The organism is Acinetobacter sp. T63 (assembly GCF_053852345.1).
Genome location: NZ_CM132659.1, coordinates 1,248,936 through 1,266,499 on the forward strand (window position 1 = coordinate 1,248,936; position 17,564 = coordinate 1,266,499).

At 44.4% G+C, this 17,564-nt stretch carries 19 protein-coding genes and 1 pseudogene; 11 read left to right on the top strand and 9 right to left on the bottom strand.

Features of this window, described 5'->3' with window-relative positions; translation table 11 throughout:
- The first annotated feature begins 3 nt into the window (after positions 1-3).
- Genes ACVLR6_RS06070 through ACVLR6_RS06100 form a run of 7 tightly spaced genes read left to right on the top strand, consistent with a single transcriptional unit; the run spans position 4 to position 7,504 of the window.
- A complete protein-coding gene (locus ACVLR6_RS06070; RefSeq protein ID WP_168397581.1) occupies positions 4-990 on the top strand; it encodes an acyl-CoA desaturase in 987 nt (328 codons plus the stop codon).
- The gene (locus ACVLR6_RS06075) at positions 987-2,270 is read left to right on the top strand and encodes an NAD(P)/FAD-dependent oxidoreductase (protein WP_168397582.1); all 1,284 of its coding nucleotides are present in this window, start codon (positions 987-989) and stop codon (positions 2,268-2,270) included. Before ACVLR6_RS06070 ends, ACVLR6_RS06075 begins: the two co-directional genes overlap by 4 nt.
- Positions 2,271-2,279: 9 nt before the next feature.
- Positions 2,280-3,074, top strand: a complete 795-nt coding sequence (locus ACVLR6_RS06080) for a DUF1365 domain-containing protein (RefSeq protein WP_168397583.1) — start codon at positions 2,280-2,282, stop codon at positions 3,072-3,074.
- Complete coding sequence (locus ACVLR6_RS06085) at positions 3,071-4,267, top strand: SAM-dependent methyltransferase (protein WP_168416372.1); 1,197 nt, start codon at positions 3,071-3,073, stop codon at positions 4,265-4,267. The genes ACVLR6_RS06080 and ACVLR6_RS06085 overlap by 4 nt, the downstream gene beginning before the upstream one ends.
- Positions 4,268-4,292: 25 nt before the next feature.
- Positions 4,293-5,072 carry a DUF1295 domain-containing protein gene (locus ACVLR6_RS06090; protein ID WP_455996029.1) on the top strand — a complete coding sequence of 260 codons (780 nt, stop codon included), beginning with the start codon at positions 4,293-4,295 and terminating at the stop codon, positions 5,070-5,072.
- A gap of 8 nt (positions 5,073-5,080) precedes the next feature.
- Positions 5,081-6,130: an SAM-dependent methyltransferase gene (locus ACVLR6_RS06095; protein WP_411687108.1), complete on the top strand. Its 1,050-nt coding sequence runs from the start codon at positions 5,081-5,083 to the stop codon at positions 6,128-6,130.
- 39 nt (positions 6,131-6,169) lie between these two features.
- Positions 6,170-7,504, top strand: a complete 1,335-nt coding sequence (locus tag ACVLR6_RS06100) for a sensor histidine kinase (RefSeq protein WP_168398642.1) — start codon at positions 6,170-6,172, stop codon at positions 7,502-7,504.
- A gap of 5 nt (positions 7,505-7,509) precedes the next feature.
- Here ACVLR6_RS06100 and ACVLR6_RS06105 read toward each other — a convergent pair whose 3' ends face one another.
- The 4 genes from ACVLR6_RS06105 to ACVLR6_RS06120 form a co-directional block, all read right to left on the bottom strand.
- Complete coding sequence (locus tag ACVLR6_RS06105) at positions 7,510-8,196, bottom strand: response regulator transcription factor (protein WP_160243324.1); 687 nt, start codon at positions 8,194-8,196, stop codon at positions 7,510-7,512.
- Positions 8,197-8,207: 11 nt separating this feature from the next.
- On the bottom strand, positions 8,208-8,708 hold the full coding sequence (locus ACVLR6_RS06110; RefSeq protein WP_455996031.1) for a chalcone isomerase family protein: 501 nt from the start codon (positions 8,706-8,708) through the stop codon (positions 8,208-8,210).
- Entirely contained in the window at positions 8,684-9,256 is a 573-nt protein-coding gene (locus tag ACVLR6_RS06115; RefSeq protein ID WP_455996033.1) for a nuclear transport factor 2 family protein, read from the bottom strand. The genes ACVLR6_RS06110 and ACVLR6_RS06115 overlap by 25 nt, the downstream gene beginning before the upstream one ends.
- Before the next feature lie 118 nt (positions 9,257-9,374).
- Entirely contained in the window at positions 9,375-10,256 is an 882-nt protein-coding gene (locus ACVLR6_RS06120) for a LysR family transcriptional regulator (protein WP_455996035.1), read from the bottom strand.
- Between the two features lie 102 nt (positions 10,257-10,358).
- Between ACVLR6_RS06120 and trpB the strand changes: the two genes are divergently transcribed.
- Together trpB and trpA are read left to right on the top strand one after the other, a co-directional pair.
- Positions 10,359-11,570: a tryptophan synthase subunit beta gene (trpB, locus tag ACVLR6_RS06125; protein ID WP_455996037.1), complete on the top strand. Its 1,212-nt coding sequence runs from the start codon at positions 10,359-10,361 to the stop codon at positions 11,568-11,570.
- Positions 11,567-12,352 (top strand): tryptophan synthase subunit alpha, encoded by a 786-nt coding sequence (gene trpA, locus ACVLR6_RS06130; protein WP_455996039.1) that lies wholly within the window; start codon positions 11,567-11,569, stop codon positions 12,350-12,352. Before trpB ends, trpA begins: the two co-directional genes overlap by 4 nt.
- Positions 12,353-12,547: 195 nt before the next feature.
- Here the strand turns inward: trpA and ACVLR6_RS06135 are convergent.
- From ACVLR6_RS06135 to ACVLR6_RS06150, 4 genes and pseudogenes are all read right to left on the bottom strand, one after another.
- A pseudogene (locus ACVLR6_RS06135) lies at positions 12,548-12,715 on the bottom strand (IS66 family transposase); the annotation flags it as partial.
- 74 nt (positions 12,716-12,789) lie between these two features.
- Positions 12,790-13,125 (bottom strand): IS66 family insertion sequence element accessory protein TnpB, encoded by a 336-nt coding sequence (gene tnpB / locus ACVLR6_RS06140; RefSeq protein ID WP_157797526.1) that lies wholly within the window; start codon positions 13,123-13,125, stop codon positions 12,790-12,792.
- Complete coding sequence (locus ACVLR6_RS06145; protein ID WP_227523651.1) at positions 13,122-13,526, bottom strand: IS66 family insertion sequence element accessory protein TnpB; 405 nt, start codon at positions 13,524-13,526, stop codon at positions 13,122-13,124. Before ACVLR6_RS06145 ends, tnpB begins: the two co-directional genes overlap by 4 nt.
- A 72-nt stretch (positions 13,527-13,598) precedes the next feature.
- Entirely contained in the window at positions 13,599-14,957 is a 1,359-nt protein-coding gene (locus ACVLR6_RS06150) for an NAD(P)-binding domain-containing protein (protein WP_005177227.1), read from the bottom strand.
- 352 nt (positions 14,958-15,309) lie between these two features.
- On the opposite strand from ACVLR6_RS06150, the gene ACVLR6_RS06155 reads away from it, so the two are divergent.
- Positions 15,310-16,242, top strand: a complete 933-nt coding sequence (locus ACVLR6_RS06155) for an IS5 family transposase (RefSeq protein WP_035363243.1) — start codon at positions 15,310-15,312, stop codon at positions 16,240-16,242.
- Positions 16,243-16,377: 135 nt separating this feature from the next.
- Positions 16,378-16,794 (top strand): outer membrane beta-barrel protein, encoded by a 417-nt coding sequence (locus ACVLR6_RS06160; protein ID WP_180006553.1) that lies wholly within the window; start codon positions 16,378-16,380, stop codon positions 16,792-16,794.
- A gap of 152 nt (positions 16,795-16,946) precedes the next feature.
- On the opposite strand, the gene ACVLR6_RS06165 is transcribed toward ACVLR6_RS06160, so the two are convergent.
- A complete protein-coding gene (locus tag ACVLR6_RS06165; protein WP_005177343.1) occupies positions 16,947-17,441 on the bottom strand; it encodes a Dps family protein in 495 nt (164 codons plus the stop codon).
- Positions 17,442-17,564 lie beyond the last annotated feature (123 nt).

A 17,564-nucleotide genomic window follows, 5' to 3' on the forward strand; every position in this document is an offset into this window, starting at 1 on the left:
TCCATGTTGAAAAGTCTGATGCGATGGATAGACAGCTGGTCTACACCCACAGCGCCCAAAACCCTGACTGCTGAAAATAGTAAAATTCAGTGGTTCAGAATTTTACCCTTTATTCTACTGCATCTGGCCTGTCTGGCAGTATTCTGGGTGGGGGTATCGTGGTTTGCACTGGGTTTCATGCTCGCATTCTACCTAATCCGCATGTTTTCCATTACGGCCTTTTTTCATCGCTATCTGTCACATAAAACTTTTCAGACTTCGCGTCCGGTGCAATTCCTGTTTGTGTTAATTGGAACTATGAGTGCACAGCGTGGTCCGCTATGGTGGGCGGCCCATCACCGTTATCACCACCGCTATACCGATACACTACAAGATCCACACTCCTCAACACATGGTTTTTGGTACAGCCATGTCGGCTGGTTTTTAAATGAATATAATTTTGCCACGCGTAAAGAAGTGATCAAGGACTGGCTGAAATATCCGGAACTGATCTGGCTGGACCGCTTCAGTTTAATTGTGGTGCTGCTGACCGCGGGAGGAATTTATGCACTCGGGGAGTGGGTGGCCATCACCTGGCCGCAACTTGGTACATCAGGCCTGCAATTGCTAGTGTGGGGCTTTGTCGTGTCTACCGTGTTACTGATCCATGCCACCTTGTGTATCAATTCACTGGCGCATCATTATGGCAGCCGAGATTTTGACACGGATGATCACAGCCGCAACAACTTATTTCTGTCCATCATTACCTTGGGCGAAGGCTGGCATAACAACCATCACTACTATGCTGGTAGCACCCGACAGGGCTTTTACTGGTGGCAGATTGATGTGACCTATTACCTGCTGAAACTCATGTCCTGGTTCGGACTAGTCTGGGGAATTAAGCCCATTCCGGCACGGATATATGAAGTCAGTAAAATTGCTCAAGTTCGAAAACAGAAAAAATCCGCTACAGCAGGCACTCAAACAATTCAATCGAAGGAATCATCATGAAAATTGCGATTATTGGTTCGGGTATTTCCGGTCTGTATGCCGCCTGGAAACTCAGCAAAGTGCATGACGTGACCGTCTTCGAAAAGAATAACTACTTCGGCGGTCATACCGATACCCATCAGCTCAACATAGACGGTGAACAGGTCGCGGTGGATAGCGGCTTTATTGTGTTTAATGAGCATAACTATCCACTGTTCTGTGCCATGCTGAAAGAACTTGGGATTCAATCGCAAAGCAGTGACATGGGCTTTTCGGTGAATAATCAGGTCAGTGGCTTACAGTACAATCCTTCAAAAAAATTCTCGCTGTTGTTCCGACCTCAAAACTTTTTTAATGCAGATTTTCGCGCGATGTTGTCGGATCTGTTCCGTTTCTATGCGGCCAATAAAGATCTGGATGTGGAACAGGTCGATGCACAGCTCAGTATTGATGAGCATTTAAATCAACATGGTTATAGCGATGCCTTCCGTCAGGAACATCTCTATCCGATGTGTGGAGCGCTGTGGTCTTGTCCGGTGGAACAAGCTGGACAGATTCCTTATAAGTTCGTGGTAAGCTTTTTCCAGCACCATCGCATGTTGCAATTGAAAGACCGTCCCTTATGGCTCACGGTCAAGGGGGGATCAGCTCGCTATGTTCGTGCGATTCAGTCCCAGGCGAATATCACCTTCCGCAAAACGGGTGTTCTGCATGTATCCCGTAGTTCCAATGATGTACTGGTTGAAACAGCACAGGGCAGTGAGCGTTTTGACTGGGTAATCTTTGCCAGTCATGCTGACGACAGCCTGAAACTACTTAAAGATCCGACAGCGCAGGAGCTGGACGTGCTGGGCAAGTTCCGCTATCAGGCTAACCGTATGGTGGTACATTCCGATACCTCTATCATGCCCAAATCCCGTCGTCAATGGGCCAGCTGGCATGTGCACGTCACCCCGAGTCAGGCAGCTGAACAGACGCCATTCCAGCACAGCGGTATGCACTATGGTTTCAGTTACTGGATGAACCAGTTGCAAAACCTGAACTGCAAAACCCAGGTCTTTGCCACCCTGAATCCTAACTTTGCCTTGGATCCGAAAAAGGTCTGGGTCGAACGGCATTACCGTCATCCGGTGTTTGATGCCTCCGCGATTGAAGCACAACAACGCTGGGCCGAGATCAATAGCCAGAACCGCACCTCATACTGTGGCGCTTACTGGGGCTGGGGCTTTCATGAAGATGGTGCCCGTAGCGCTGCATGGGTGGTCGATCAGCTCTTAAAACAGACCGAGCAGGCCGCCTAGGAGGATATGATGCAAATGTTTCCACTGGCGATTGCCTCTGCAGAAATCCGGCATCGCCGTTTCTTGCCCAAAGTGCATGCTTTTGAGACCCGGCTGACCTATCTATACTTTGATCCGGATCAGCTCTCAAGCTTTACCCAAAAATCCTGGCTCTGGTCTTCCAGCCGCTGGAATTTTCTGACCCTGGATGAGCGCGATTTTCTGAGCATGGAATGTGGTTCAATCCGGCAGAAAGTTGCACGCCTGCTAATCAAGCGGGAAAACTATCTGTTACCGCATGCCGCTTCCATCCGGGTGCTGGCCTTGCCGCGCACACTGGGTTTCCGTTTCAATTCCGTAGTGTTTTATCTGGTCTTTGGTGCCACCGACCAGTTGCTCTTTGTGCTGAGTGAAATCACCAACACACCGTGGAATGAACGACAGGTCTACATTCACGACTGCCGGAACAATGCAGACGAACATGCGCCGTACCAGAGTCACCAGTTTGACTTTAAAAAGGCCTTTCATGTGTCGCCGTTCATGCCGATGGGGCTGGATTATCGCTGGCGCTTCAGCTTTTCGGATCGGCAGAACGTGATTCATATGCAGCTGTTTGAGCAGGGAATCTTGCAATTCGATGCCACCCTGAAATTTTCCTTGCAGGCCATCACGGTTCCTTCACAGCAGCATCGCTATGCTGTACTGAAAGTTCTTGAACCCTTCAGGATGGTCAGCGGAATTTATCTGCACGCCTTTCGTTTATGGAAAAAGAAAATTCCGTTTTACCGACATCCTAAAAAAGAAAAAGGAAACACATTGCGATGAAGACACTATTCATGGGAGAGCAAAGCACACTGCCGGTGGTACTGCGCCACCTGCTGAAATTACGCCATGGTCAGCTGATTTTTAAAGGCGTCTGGAACGGGGCTGTCGGGGAAAATAGCGATTTACAGGCGGTGATACAGGTGCATGATGTCCGTCTGATGGATCTGCTGTTCCGTAATGGCGTACTGGGTGCTGCCGAAGGTTTTATTCGCGGCTACTGGAGCAGTGAAGATCTGGTTAATGTGATTCGCATTCTGGCGCGTAACCGCGATGTGTTGGACCGGATGAACCAGAATGCGCTGGCCAAGGCCAGCCAGTTATTATTAAAGACCTGGTACAAATCCCGCAAAAACTCAATTGATGGCAGCCGTAAAAATATTGCCGAGCATTATGACCTGAGCAATGACTTTTTCAAGCTGTTCCTGGATAGCAGCATGATGTATTCCAGTGCGGTATTTAAAGAACCGGGCATGAGTCTGGAACAGGCCTCCGATTATAAAAAAGAACTGATTTGCCAGAAACTGCAGCTGAAACCGATGGATCATTTAGTTGAGATTGGCAGCGGATGGGGTGGTTTTGCCATTTACGCAGCACAGCATTATGGCTGTAAGGTCACCACTATTACCATCTCCCAAGCACAATATGATGAAGCGGTCGCGCGAATAGAGGCAGCGGGACTATCCCATCGCGTGGATGTCCAACTGAAAGATTACCGTCTGTTGGAGGGCAAATACGACAAGCTGGTGTCGATTGAAATGATCGAGGCTGTGGGTGAGCAGTATTTACAGACATATTTCAACAAATGCCGTGAATTGCTGAAACCAAGTGGTCTGGCACTGATTCAGGCCATCACCATTGAAGATGCCCGCTATGCCAAAGCCCTGAATACCGTGGACTACATCAAGCGTTATATTTTCCCGGGCAGTTTTATTCCCTGCATCAGTGTCATGACTCAGGCAGCTTCTGAGCAAAAACTGCGTCTCAAGCATCTGGAAGATATTGGTCAAAGCTATGCACAAACCCTGAAGTGTTGGCGTCAGCGTTTCTTGCAGCAGCATGATCAGGTACTTGGGCTTGGCTTTGATGAGCGTTTTATCCGCATGTGGGATTTTTATCTGTGTTATTGCGAAGGTGGCTTCCGCGAAGGCGTGATCAGTGATGTACATCTGCTGTTCGAAGCCAGTGCCTACTAAGCCAAGATAAAGCAGGAGGGCCGAAATGCTGCTGAACTTACTGATGCTGAATGTCTTTATCATGCTCTGTAGCTGGGTGTTGGTGACCTATAACCGTAGAGCAGGGCTGGTCGATGTCGCTTGGAGTTTCAGTATTGCCCTCAATGTGATTATTGCCGCTTGGGCGATTGACAGTGCACCGATGTTGGTTCGCTTATTTCTGGGACTGGCGAGTGGGATCTGGTTTTCACGGCTGACTTGGCATCTGTTACGGCGCTATGCCAGTGAAACCCAAGAAGACACGCGTTATGCCAACATGCGCCGAGCGATGGGGGAGTATCAGCATCTTGGTTTTCTGGTGTTTTTTATATTTCAGGCAGGATTGGCTCTACTGTTTTCTTACCCAATGCTGAAGCTGTTAAGTATCTCGACCGAGCAATGGAATGACTGGACTTTGGTCACTGTGATTGTGGCGGGCATGATCATGCTATCCGCTTTGATAGGCGAAAGCACTGCCGATCAGCAACTTTACCGTTTTAAGCTAGATCCACAGAATCAAGGTAAAACCATGGATCGGGGACTCTGGAAATACTCGCGCCATCCCAATTATTTCTTTGAATGGCTGCACTGGTTTGCCTATCCGGTCCTTGGTCTGGCAGCAGGTGCCTATGGATTATGGATTTATCCGCTGCTGATGTGGCTGTTTCTGTACTACATCACCGGGATTCCCTTTAGTGAACAACAGGCGCTGGCACATCGCGGCGACAACTATAAAGACTATCAACGACGAACTTCAATGTTTATTCCGTGGCCACCCAAACAGTAGGTAAATACATGGACTTTATGATTCAACAATCTTTAAAACTGGTCGAAAGCGGCAAGCTGCCCGATTCGGTCATTCGCGCCGGCATTCGCAGCCTAAGCAAAAAACGTCTGGCACAGGAAGGACGCTTTGACCCGGCACTGGCAGCCCGGCGCTATATGGATGTGCTGCATATGCTGAAAAACAGCGAGATTGCCATCGAGACCGACAAGGCCAATGAACAGCACTATGAACTGCCCACCGCATTTTTCCAGGCAGTACTGGGCAAGCGTCTGAAATACAGTGCCAGCCTGTTTGAACATACTCATACCACGCTGGATCAGGCGGAAGAAGCGGCACTGGCCAGCTATTGCCAGCGTGCACAGTTAAAAGATGGACAGGATATTCTGGAAATTGGCTGTGGCTGGGGATCTTTGAGTCTGTATATGGCCGAGCATTATCCCAAGGCCCGTATCACGGTGGTGTCGAATTCCTCGACCCAGCGACAGTATATTCAGGAACAGGCGCGTCTGAAAAAACTGCAGAACCTGACGGTGATCACCTGCGACGTCAATGTGCTGCAACTGGAACCCGTGTCCTTTGACCGCGTGGTTTCGGTGGAAATGTTTGAACACGTACGTAATTACCAGAAACTGTTTGAAAATATCAGCAGCTGGCTGAAAGCGGATGGTCTGCTCTGGTGCCATATTTTCTGTCACCGTTTCCTGCATTATCCGTTTGAAGTGAAAAATGAATTCGACTGGATGTCGAGATATTTCTTTAGTGGCGGACTGATGCCGGCAGCTTCGACCTTTCTGCATTTCCAGCAGCATTTGCAATTAGAGCAGCACTGGCAATGGGCCGGCACGCAGTATGAACGCACCGCAAATGCCTGGCTGGAGAACATGGACCGGAAACAGGTCGAGCTGCAGCCCCTGTTTGAACAGACCTATGGTGCAGATGCCGCCATCTGGTGGCAACGCTGGCGGATTTTCTTTATGGCCTGTGCCGAACTGTTTGGTTATGACCATGGACGTGAATGGGTGATCGGCCACTTTCTGTTTAAGAAAAAAGCCATATAATTGAACAATGAATCGGATGGGCCAGCGGGGAATCTAGCAATGTTAAAGCTGTTTAGGGACAAACGCGATCATCCTTTGGGTGAGGTGTTTAACCGCTACTATTGGCTGCAAATCGGATTCATTGCCCTATCTGTGGTGATCGGGATTGCCTGTAGTGCCTGGGTAATCAAGGGTTCCTTGCTCAAAACTGCGCTGGAACAAGAAATGTCACACTACTGGCAGCGGCTGGAACGTAATCCAGCTGCTGAACTGCCCGACACCAAAAACCTATATGGTTACCGCTGGAACGATGTGCCGCCGGTCCAATTTCGGCATATGCAGCTTGAGCAAGGGGTGAACCGGCGTTTTGTCGATGGTAAGGAACGCATGACCGTTTATGGTGAAAAAGATGGACAGCATGTGTTGCTGGTATTTGGCGAAAGCAACGTCAACAAGCTGGTCTGGCTGTTTGGTCTGGCACCACTGATGGTCAGCCTATTTGTGCTGTATAGCGTGCTGTGGTGGTGGAATCGCCGTGCTCGGCGCTATTTTTCCCCGATTACCCGCCTAGCCAATGCGCTGGAGCATATTGACTGGGAACACCAGAAAAATCAGGCTTCCCCGTTTCAGGACATCCGTACCGACTCCAATCTGGAAGCGGAATATCTCAAGCAGGCATTAGAAAAATACCATCACGTCTTAAGCGAGTTTATTCAGCGTGAACGCGAGTTTACCGGTGATGTCAGCCATGAGCTGCGTACGCCACTGACCATTTTAAAGGGCAATGTGCAGCTGTGCCAGGCACGCTATGGTGACAACAAGTCCTTTACCCGCCTGCACAATACCATTGAAGATATGCAGCTGCTGGTCGATACTTTGCTGGCGATTGCCCGCAATACCACCAATACTTTAACTGCCGAACCAAGCATGCTGTCCCAGTTACTGGACAATCTGGTGCAAGATCTGGACAGCGTTAGCCATAACAAAGGCATGCAGATTGATCTACAAAAAGACCTCGATGAACAGCCACGTAAGCTTTATCCATCGATGACCAAAATGGTGTTTGGCAATATTCTGCGCAATGCGCTGAATTATTCGCAAGGCACAGAAATTGACGTCATTCTGCAAAAAAATAAAGTACTGATTGCCGATGATGGGGTCGGCATTCCTTGGCCGAATAACGCCAAAGTTCAAGAGCTTTCCGGACAGCAGCTGCAACTGGAAATCAAAGGACATGGCATTGGCCTGCAACTGGTACAGAAGCTGTGCAAGCAGCTGGGCTGGCGGGTGGAGTTGTTTGACCGGCAGTATTATCTCAGCACCCATCAGGATGTTGATCTTGCGATGACGACCGGACTGATTGTAGTAGTGTATTTAAACGAAGTTTCCGTTTGAAAATATTAAGACTCTAAAGCAATTTTTAAACCGACACCAGATATGGTATGAATCAGCTTCTGCTCAAAAGGCTTATCAACCATCTTACGTAGATTATAGATATGACTGCGTAACGCATCACTTTCTGGTTCTTCATCGCCCCAAAGCTCCATCATAATTTCCTGCTTGGTCAGCACTTTAGGGGAATGGCGCATCAAGAGTTTTAACAATTTAAATTGAATCGGAGGCAGCTCAATGGTTTGACCAGAACGGGTTAGCTGCTGTCTGGCCGGATCCAGAACCAGATCGTGAATTTGCAGACGGCTACTAGAGACTTCACCCAGCGAACGCTTGATCAGGGCTTTGACCCGTACCACTAGCTCGTTAAAATCGAAAGGCTTGACCAGGTAATCATCTGTACCGGAATTGAAGCCTTTCAGTTTGTCATCCAGGGTATCACGGGCAGTGAGCATCAATACTGGTAGGTCCAGACCTTCTTCATTGCGTAACCATTCACACAGTTCATAGCCAGAACCATCAGGCAAATTAATGTCCAAGAGTAGAACATGATAACGCTGTTGTTTTAATAACTGGCGTGCAGCATGCAGATTTCGGGCATGATCGACCACAAAATCGTGTTCTTCAAGAAACTCGCACAAGGTAGAGGCCAGTTCATAATGGTCTTCCACCATCAGGATAAAATGTTTGGACATAGCTGCGGATACTAATTTAATAATTGCTGTTTTAATTTAGCACTAAATGGCTGCGGACCAAGCCAGATATTAAAATATTGCTGGGCTAGAGGATGCTGCAGCTGCCCCAAGTCTTTCCGATTGAGGGATAAACTTAGGGTTTGTGTGTAATGGTTGTATTTTAAACGGTACAGATCACCTGATCTCACTGGACGATATAACTCGGTGATCGGATTAAAAATAGCCTGGATGTTGGGGTCCTTAACGTTACGCTTGAGCAGATGCGTAGCAGCTCGTTTGAATGCCCATTCCGGAATATTTTGAGTATAGGAAAAATCCATCTGGATACTCTGTTCTTTCCAGGACTGACTACAGTTTTGGGCAAAATAACTGGCCATACCGACCTGTTTTTGACCCACCATCAGCGGACCATTGCCGCATTGATTCAGGCTTTGTGCCTGTGCCCATGGACAGAAGCTACATCCCATCACTAACGCTGTACTAATCGCTATTTTTTGAAAGGCAGTAGCCATGAGTAGACCCCTCCAACGTAAGGCAGAGAACGGTACAGGCCATTCGCAGGGTCCCAGAAATCCTGCTGGAAAATAATCTTGTTGTTTTCGTTGATCTTGATTTCACTGATACCGTAAGAGTCCATACTGCGGGTCGTGCCGAACAATTTAAAATCATAGGCCATATGCCAGTGCACATAGGTAGAGTCCTGATGATAAGAAGCGTTTAACAGCTTGACGCTGACCTTGCTGACCCGTTTGTTCATGCCTTGAAAGTGCTCGAGTAGATTTTGACGGGATGAAAATTGCGATAGCGTATCGTTAATAAACAGCTGGTCGGCATACAGTGCTCCAGCATTTTCAACGAATTCAGGTGTGCCCAAGGTATTAAAGGCTGAGGTAAAGCGGAGGCCGATATCCTGAGCTTTAGCCTGATCCAGCGCTATCCCCTGAATACCATTTCTGGATTGGGCGTAATCGGCTGAATAACTGGGAATACTTTTACATCCGGCTAACAACAGAAGCGGCAAGGATAAGGCTGTAGCAATTAGTGTTTTTACAAGTCTCATCATCAGTGTCCGTATGAAGTGTATGTTTATACCTTAGGCAGCACAGCGTGAATAGAATGTGAAATAGACGTTATAGATGAGCAATTGAATAGAATTTTTCAAATCAAAGATTAAATGTTTAACTTTTTTCTTCGGCCATTAACCAATTAATGATATTCATAACATCACGATTTTCATTATTTTTTCTGACCATTGCATAAAAATTATAGTCACAATAGATAAAACCAAAAGGGGCAATGATCTTTCCATTTAACATTTCTTTTTCTACTAGAATTTGAGGTGCTATGGCAATTCCTAACCCAGACACGGTAGCTTCTATCATTAAATTCAGACTATCAAAATAACGGTCATTGGATTTTGGGCAAAAGCTTATTTGAAACTGATCAAACCATGTATGCCATGCACTTTTATTTGAGTGGGTATGAAGTAATGGATAGTTTAAAAGATCATTTACGGAATGAAGAAGATTTATTTCACGATTACAAATAGGACCCATGTTATCGGGAAATAACAGATATTTATTCAAAAAGTTGGGAAGTAGATGATGCTCACTGACGCTATTGATAAATATGTCAACCTTCTCTTTTTCTAACAATTTTAAGTCATTACATGTCATTAATTTGATATGGATATTGGGATAAATGACTTCGAGCTTTTCTAATCGAGGAATCAGCCAATTTGCCATAAAACTATGAGAAGCGCCTATGACAACTTCTACTTCTGAAGTTTTATTTGTTAACTCAAAGACGCATTGTTCTAAACGATTAAAAAGCTCCATACAAACGAGCGATAATTCTTCGGCATCTGCCGTCAGAGAGATGGTCGAGGAATGTCGAATAAACAATTTTTTATCCAACCATTCTTCTAACTGCTTTATTTGATGGCTAATCGCACTATGGGTGACACATAATTCTTCGGCAGCTAAGCTGAAACTTTTATTTCTGGCGACAGCTTCGAAAGCTTTTAAAGCATTAAGAGGAGGTAATGTTCTGCGTTTCATGTTGTAAAATTTTCTAACACCATAAGCTCAAAATATATCAATTATCATCAAAATGAAAATATTTTAAGATCGAACAAGTTTTGATAGTAAAAGAGATATGAGATGACAACCCCTTATACAGGTAATGGTCCTGATGACTTAGGATTTTTTGGTAAATTTGGCGGATGTTACATGCCAGAGAGCTTAATGCCAGCACTTCAAGAATTAGAGCAAGTCTTTAATAATGTTCGGCACAAACCTGAATTTTGGGCTGAATATCAGCAGATTTTAACGGACTTTGTTGGTCGTCCTAGTCCTCTTTTTTATGCAAAAAACCTAACAGCTTATGCAGGCGGCGCTCGAATATATTTCAAGCGAGAAGATTTGAACCATACGGGTGCGCATAAGATCAATAATTGTGTAGGCCAAATCTTATTAGCCAAATTTATGGGGAAAACCAGAATCATTGCAGAAACTGGTGCTGGGCAACATGGTGTTGCAACAGCAACGGTTTGCGCGCTGTTTAAGATGAAATGTACCATTTTTATGGGAGAAACAGATATTCAGCGCCAACAAATGAATGTTGAGCGCATGAAATTACTCGGTGCTGAAGTCAGAAGTGTTCAAAAGGGTCGTGGGACTTTAAAAGATGCCATGAACGAAGCATTACGTGACTGGATTCGTCATGTGGATACAACCTATTACCTGTTGGGTACTGGCGCAGGCCCTCACCCATATCCGACGATGGTCAGAGAATTTCAGAAAATTATTGGTCTAGAAGCCAGAAACCAAATACTCCTGAAAGAAAATAGGCTGCCTGATGCTCTAGTTGCTTGCGTGGGTGGGGGATCAAATGCACTAGGGTTGATGCATCCTTTTCTAGAAGACCTGAATGTCAAAATGTTTGGCGTTGAGGCAGGTGGAAAAGGAATAAATAGCGATGAACATGCCGCCTCTATTTGCAAAGGTCAGGTCGGTGTGCTACATGGCAATTTAACCTATTTATTACAAGACTTCGATGGGCAGATTTTAGAAGGGCACTCTGTATCAGCTGGATTGGATTATCCTGGTGTTGGTCCAGAGCATGGCATTCTGTTTGAAACAGGACGTGTGACATATACGGCTATAACCGATCAAGAGGCTGTAAATGCATTTCAGCTTTTAAGTCAACAGGAGGGTATTATTCCTGCGCTTGAGAGTTCTCATGCGATTGCATATGCGATTCAACTTGCTCAAGAAATGCAGCCAGAACAGCTCATTATTGTCAATTTAAGTGGCAGAGGAGACAAAGACTTAAACACGGTCAAAAAATATCTTGCAGGAGCTACAGCATGAACCGTCTAGATCAAAAATTAGAGCAATTGAAACTGGAAAATCGAAGCGGTCTGGTCTGTTATTTTACTGCTGGAGATCCTAATTTTACAGCAAGTTGTCGTCTGTTAAGCCAATTGGGTCAAGCAGGGGCTGACATTATTGAAGTGGGTATTCCATTTTCTGATCCAGTGGCAGATGGAGAGATCATTCAGGCAGCGCATTTTAGGGCTTTAGGTGCAGGTCAAACGGTAAAACAGACCATTGAGTTGGTAAAAGCAATAAGACTACATGATGACCAGACACCAATAATTTTCATGACTTATTTAAATCCGATGATGCAATATGGTTTTGAGACACTTATCGCCGAAACAGAAAATCTTATAGATGGAATATTGATTTTAGATGCTCCATATGGATATCGAGAAAAATTTGAGGTGCAATTAAATGAAAAAAATATGCATTTAATTGCAATGACAGCGCCGACTACCCCAGTTGAAAGGTTAGAGCAAATTTCAGCGCGCGCGACAGGTTTTTTATATCATATTGCAGAAAATGGCTTAACAGGAGGAGAATTAAATTTGTCTAATCTTGAGAAAAAGATGACTGAAATTAAGCCGATTTTTAATATTCCTGTTGCAATTGGCTTTGGGATCAAAAATGCAAGTCATGTTAAAGCATTAGCCAATAAAGTAGATCTTATTGTTATTGGTTCAGCGCTCGTCAATACTTTCTTTAATAAAGGGATGATCGCAACTTTAGAAAAAGTCAAAGTTTTTTCAAAAATAATTAGAGAAAATAAATAACCCGAATCCTGCTTAAGCCGATGATTCCATAATTTGAATTATTGGCTTAGGTAGTGTGCAAAATTCTGTGCCAGCCAAATTGTCTACAGCTTAATGGCTTTGTTGCACAAAGATTTCATAACTATATGATTTTAAAGGTTTTGATTATTTTTTGATCCAAAATTAAATTTATTTAAATCAGATGCTTACATATTTATGCAACAAAGCCGAATCTAATTGCTGATTGGTGACTTCAAGATGTTGAACTTGAGCATCTAATTGTTGTTTATCTTCTGCGAGTTGTTGATGCTGCATCGCCAACTGCCGGGTGAATTCCAGCAGTTGTTCATGGGTCAGTTGGTTTAAATCAGGCAGCGTTTTCATGACCGCAGTATGCCTGAGGTCATGAAGAGAATGAAATAGAACGTTTGGAGAATAGCAGAATGTACGAGCCTGGTTTAGAGCATCGTCACCACCTGCTGTCGTCCAATTCTCTGCCAGGGTAAACCCTGGATCAGTGCCTGCAACTGCTCTGGGCTGAGGGCTACGTTTTCACCCTGGTGAACTTTAGCCCAGTGGAATTTTCCCTGTTCCAGCCGCCGGGCACACAGCCAGATGCCCAATCCATCATGCACCAGCACTTTCATGCGATGGCCACGCTTATTACAGAACAGGTAGGCGCAATGCGGTTTGATCGAGCCAAAGGCTCTCAGCACCTGAGCCATGGCAGTATCCATACCCGCACGCATGTCCATCGGCTGGGTAGAGAGCCAGATTTCATCGATATGGATCATGTTGCAAGTGCCTTGAGTAATTCTGCTAAAGCAGATATTTCTGATACTTGCCATTTCAAGCCAATTTCTGCTTTTGAGTGGGGTAAAGTAATTTGAACCGTTAACATGTCAGTAGGAGTAGGATCTAATGGTGCAGAGCAAGATAAGGCAATAAATGCAGGTTTATTCGGTAGTGGTGAGCGATCATTCCCTGGCTTACCATCAATTAAGCGAATCCATTTGGATACAAGATTTGTATTCAATCCATGTTGCAAAGCGACCGAAGCAATTGAAACGTTCGGTGCTTTAAGGCAAAGGATTTCTTTCTTTGCTTCGAGAGGTTCATGTTCATCAGGGTTGTTACGTCGTAAAGGCTGTACGGCCTTATTTGTCTCGGAGAGTGGTGGCAGTCCAAACAACAAACCCCATGACCATAACTTATGGGGCTTGTTGGCTATTTTGCTGCGTATTGTGTGGCTTTTTGTGATTAAGCCTTACATCGCTTCACGCTGCGCTTCATCTTCCAAATAGCTTTCTAAAGAATCATCTAGCGCATATAACCATGGCGTGTGATGTGGCTTAGCCATTTTTCCAGTCATTACTGAGCGATAGACTTTATCTCTAAAGCCCATAATGTTTTCTTTTTTATGCTTTTTCCATTGCATGAAAATATCATGCACTGCATCAATATTGAATGATGGATAGTCCGTCTGCGCAATCAGGCGTTTGATGTAATCGCCTTGGAAGCGGGCAGATTGTTCATCGTTCAATAGGCGCTGCTCTTTTTCATGTAAGGTCTGCGTATGGCTCTGCATTTCTGCCGTGCTTGGTAAAGTAATTTTGCCCAAAATCACATCACGGACAAACCATGCTTGCGCATCGAACATATTGAAGGTGTACCATTGATCTTGCATGCCCAAGTAGAACAAGCGAGGATTCTTTTCCCACACCACACCCTGATATAAACCCTGCGGATAAAGGCAGTTATGTGTTCTGAGGCGTAGGTTATCTTCAATAAATGGGAAGTGGTGCAAATAGCCTGTGCATAAAATAATGGCATCAATTTTGGCAGATGTTCCATCACCAAAATAAGCAGTATTTTCATCTACACGCAGTAATTGTGGCTTTTCAGACCAGTTTTTAGGCCATTTAAAACCCATGGCTTTACTGCGATAGCAACTGTAAATTTGCTTAGCACCGTATTTATAACATTGTGAACCAATGTCTTCGGCAGAGTAGCTGCTGCCAACCAATAACACAGACTTACCTTTAAATTCCAGCGCATCACGGAAGTCGTGTGCGTGCAAAATGCGACCATGGAATTGATCAAAGCCTTCATAAACAGGAACACGTGGGGTAGAGAAGTGTCCAGATGCAACGACAACATAATCAAATTGTTCTGAATAGTGCTGTTGTTGTGCATAATCTTCGACATCTACCGTGAATTTTTGCGTTGTTTCATCATAGGCAATATGCTGAACGGCACTATTGAAACGGACTAAATCTTTGACCTGTGCTTTTTCTGCACGGCCTTTGATGTAATCCCACAGTACTGCACGTGGCGGATATGAAGCGATTGGTTTTTTGAAATGTTCATCAAAAGTATAATCGGCAAATTCTAGCGCTTCTTTGGGGCCATTTGACCATAAATAGCGGTACATACTGCCGTGGACAGGTTCCCCATGTTCATCTATACCAGTGCGCCAAGTATAGTTCCATAGCCCGCCCCAATCATTTTGTTTTTCGAAACATACAATTTCAGGAACTTGTAGACCTTTGGCCTTTGCTGACTGAAACGCTCTTAATTGGGCCATGCCACTTGGGCCAGCACCAATAATTGCAATTCGATCCATTGCTATCTCCATTAGTTTTGAGTTCTTAATTACCTCTCCAATTTTGAGTGTCACAATTTAGGATTTGAAATATAAGCATTATAAAGATAAGCAAATACAATCCTAAATTGAGCGATTAAAAATCTGTTCAAAATAGGATGTGAATTAAAAAAAAGAAAAAATAATAAAATGTGCTAAAGACAGTAAAAATTACCTAAGCAATTCATCTTTATAAAAAACACATTTTTTAAGAAAGCTGATCTTATCATAATTTTTGATTAATTGTGGCTTTGCTTAGTTATAAAAGTGAATTTAAAGTGACTTTGTTGCACAAACCTAGCATAGACGGCTTCTTCAGCAATATAATTTTCAAATGAAGAAGCCTACACACAAAATCTACCGCACAACCAATTGGCCCGCATATAACAGAGCTCTCATTAATCGTGGGAATATTGCTATTTGGTTCGATCCAAACACTCAGTGGTATGCACAATCACAAGGCAAGCAAGGTCGAAGTCAAACTTACTCAGACACCGCTATTCAATGCTGTTTAATGATCAAATCTTTATTCAGACTCTCTCTACGCATGGTCACAGGTTTTGTTCAAAGCCTGATTAAACTATGTGGATTAAGTTGGACAGCGCCAGATTACAGTACGCTTTGTCGAAGACAAAAACATATTGATATTGCGATTAGCTATCAAAAAAATAGTGATGGGTTACATCTACTTGTAAACTCAACTGGCTTGAAGTTTCTAGGTGAAGGTGAATGGAAACGTAGGAAACATGGACCTGAATATCATCGCCAATGGCGTAAGCTACATATTGGTATCGATGCTGAAACCCTGCAAATACGTGCAGTACAGCTTACTACAAATAATGTGAGCGATTCGCAAGTACTCGGTGATTTACTTGCTCAAATTCCTTTAGATGAACGAATTGATTCGGTCTATACCGATGGTGCTTACGATACGAAGCACTGCAGACAAGTCATTTTAGATCGAGCTGCACATGCGATCATTCCACCAAGGAAAAATGCAAAGCCATGGAAAGATCAGAAATTGAGATCTTTAGAGCGGAATGAATTACTAAAAACAGTGAAACGTTTGGGAAGAACGCTTTGGAAAAAGTGGTCTGGTTATCATCGTCGAAGTTTGGTAGAAACTAAGATGTATTGCATTAAATTATTAGGCGATAAATTAACAGCAAGGAGTTTTCCGAGTCAGGTGAATGAGATTCATGCACGCATAGCCGTATTGAACAGATTTACAGAATTAGGTCGTCCTCATACTCAAGTGATCACTTGAGTTCTGTTCAAATGAGCAGAGTGCTGTCTTTTAAATCTTTGTGCAACAAAGCCATTTTCTATTGCGCTTGGCTATGCCGGATCAAAGTTAGGCTCTGATGAATTTCTCGGAACCGAATCTTTTGATGGCTTATTTGTGAATGCTGCTTATCAGGTACATCCTAAAGCCAGCCTTTGGGCAGAGTATATGTTCCAAAGTTCAGATATTGACTACAATCAATTTGCATTCGGTTATAAATACAAATTTCTGGAAAGCGCAAAGTTGTATTCGGCAGCATCATTAGGTCTTGGCTATAGCTGGCTTGATGAAAGCGAAACCGATCCTGATTTTGGACGCGTAAGCGTTGAATTAGAATACTTCACAATTCCGGCAGCGCTGGAGGTAGGGTATAAAGTATCTCCACAGGTTGATATGTTTGGTGCATTTGGCTATCAATGGATGTTCAACCGAGATGCCAAAGTGTGCTTCGAGGGTGAGTGTGTAGCGGGTAATGCCGATGAGCTGGATTTAAATGGAGTAACTTATAAAGCGGGTATTCGATACCATTTCTAAAACAAGCCGTCTTCGGGCGGTTTCTTCTTGGTTTTTTTGAACACCAAACTTAGCAGCTGATCCTTGTTTGTTGATCCTCACTTTAGATCAGCAGCGTCTAAAATCACCCAAAATAAAACCGGAGCATCGCCCCGGTTTTATTCTTCATCTATTTATTCTTCTAACAGGCTTCTTAACATCCAGGCAGTTTTTTCATGGACTTCCAATCGTTGGGTCAGTACATCCGCAGTTGGCTGGTCATTGGCTTCTTCCACCACATCAAAAATACTGCGTGCGGTACGGGCAACTGTTTCATGGGCACGAACCAATAACTCCACCATTTCATTGGCTTTTGGTACACCTTCGACTTCTTCAATCGACGCCAGTTTTACAAATTCTTTATAGGTTCCCGGCGCCGGAAAACCCAGCGCACGAATCCGCTCGGCAATAACATCCAGTGCATTCCATTGCTCGGTATATTGCGTCATAAACATGGTGTGCAGGCTGTTAAACTGTGGCCCGGTCACGTTCCAGTGGAAATTATGGGTCATTAAATATAGGGTATAACTGTCGGCCAGAAGTCGGGAAAGCCCTTCGACAATTTTGGCCCGGTTATCTTCAGAAATACCAATATCAATATGCATCGATGCTTTTTTCATTTTCGCCATGAGTCGCTCCCAAAGCTTGTCGTTATAAGGAATCAGATGATCAACATACATGAATGTAGCACAGTTGCTGCTGCAAAAAGATTGCAGATGGTAGTAATACTGTATAAGCATCATCACCAGAAA

Coding starts and splice junctions, on each gene's coding strand:
- ACVLR6_RS06070 (WP_168397581.1), top strand. CDS start 4: ATGTTGAAAAGTCTGATGCGATGGATAGACAGCTGGTCTACACCCACA.
- ACVLR6_RS06105 (WP_160243324.1), bottom strand. CDS start 8,196: ATGTCCAAACATTTTATCCTGATGGTGGAAGACCATTATGAACTGGCC.
- ACVLR6_RS06085 (WP_168416372.1), top strand. CDS start 3,071: ATGAAGACACTATTCATGGGAGAGCAAAGCACACTGCCGGTGGTACTG.
- ACVLR6_RS06150 (WP_005177227.1), bottom strand. CDS start 14,957: ATGGATCGAATTGCAATTATTGGTGCTGGCCCAAGTGGCATGGCCCAA.
- ACVLR6_RS06075 (WP_168397582.1), top strand. CDS start 987: ATGAAAATTGCGATTATTGGTTCGGGTATTTCCGGTCTGTATGCCGCC.
- trpA (WP_455996039.1), top strand. CDS start 11,567: ATGAACCGTCTAGATCAAAAATTAGAGCAATTGAAACTGGAAAATCGA.
- ACVLR6_RS06115 (WP_455996033.1), bottom strand. CDS start 9,256: ATGAGACTTGTAAAAACACTAATTGCTACAGCCTTATCCTTGCCGCTT.
- ACVLR6_RS06155 (WP_035363243.1), top strand. CDS start 15,310: ATGAAGAAGCCTACACACAAAATCTACCGCACAACCAATTGGCCCGCA.
- ACVLR6_RS06080 (WP_168397583.1), top strand. CDS start 2,280: ATGCAAATGTTTCCACTGGCGATTGCCTCTGCAGAAATCCGGCATCGC.
- tnpB (WP_157797526.1), bottom strand. CDS start 13,125: ATGATCCATATCGATGAAATCTGGCTCTCTACCCAGCCGATGGACATG.
- ACVLR6_RS06110 (WP_455996031.1), bottom strand. CDS start 8,708: ATGGCTACTGCCTTTCAAAAAATAGCGATTAGTACAGCGTTAGTGATG.
- trpB (WP_455996037.1), top strand. CDS start 10,359: ATGACAACCCCTTATACAGGTAATGGTCCTGATGACTTAGGATTTTTT.
- ACVLR6_RS06100 (WP_168398642.1), top strand. CDS start 6,170: ATGTTAAAGCTGTTTAGGGACAAACGCGATCATCCTTTGGGTGAGGTG.
- ACVLR6_RS06120 (WP_455996035.1), bottom strand. CDS start 10,256: ATGAAACGCAGAACATTACCTCCTCTTAATGCTTTAAAAGCTTTCGAA.
- ACVLR6_RS06090 (WP_455996029.1), top strand. CDS start 4,293: ATGCTGCTGAACTTACTGATGCTGAATGTCTTTATCATGCTCTGTAGC.
- ACVLR6_RS06165 (WP_005177343.1), bottom strand. CDS start 17,441: ATGGCGAAAATGAAAAAAGCATCGATGCATATTGATATTGGTATTTCT.
- ACVLR6_RS06095 (WP_411687108.1), top strand. CDS start 5,081: ATGGACTTTATGATTCAACAATCTTTAAAACTGGTCGAAAGCGGCAAG.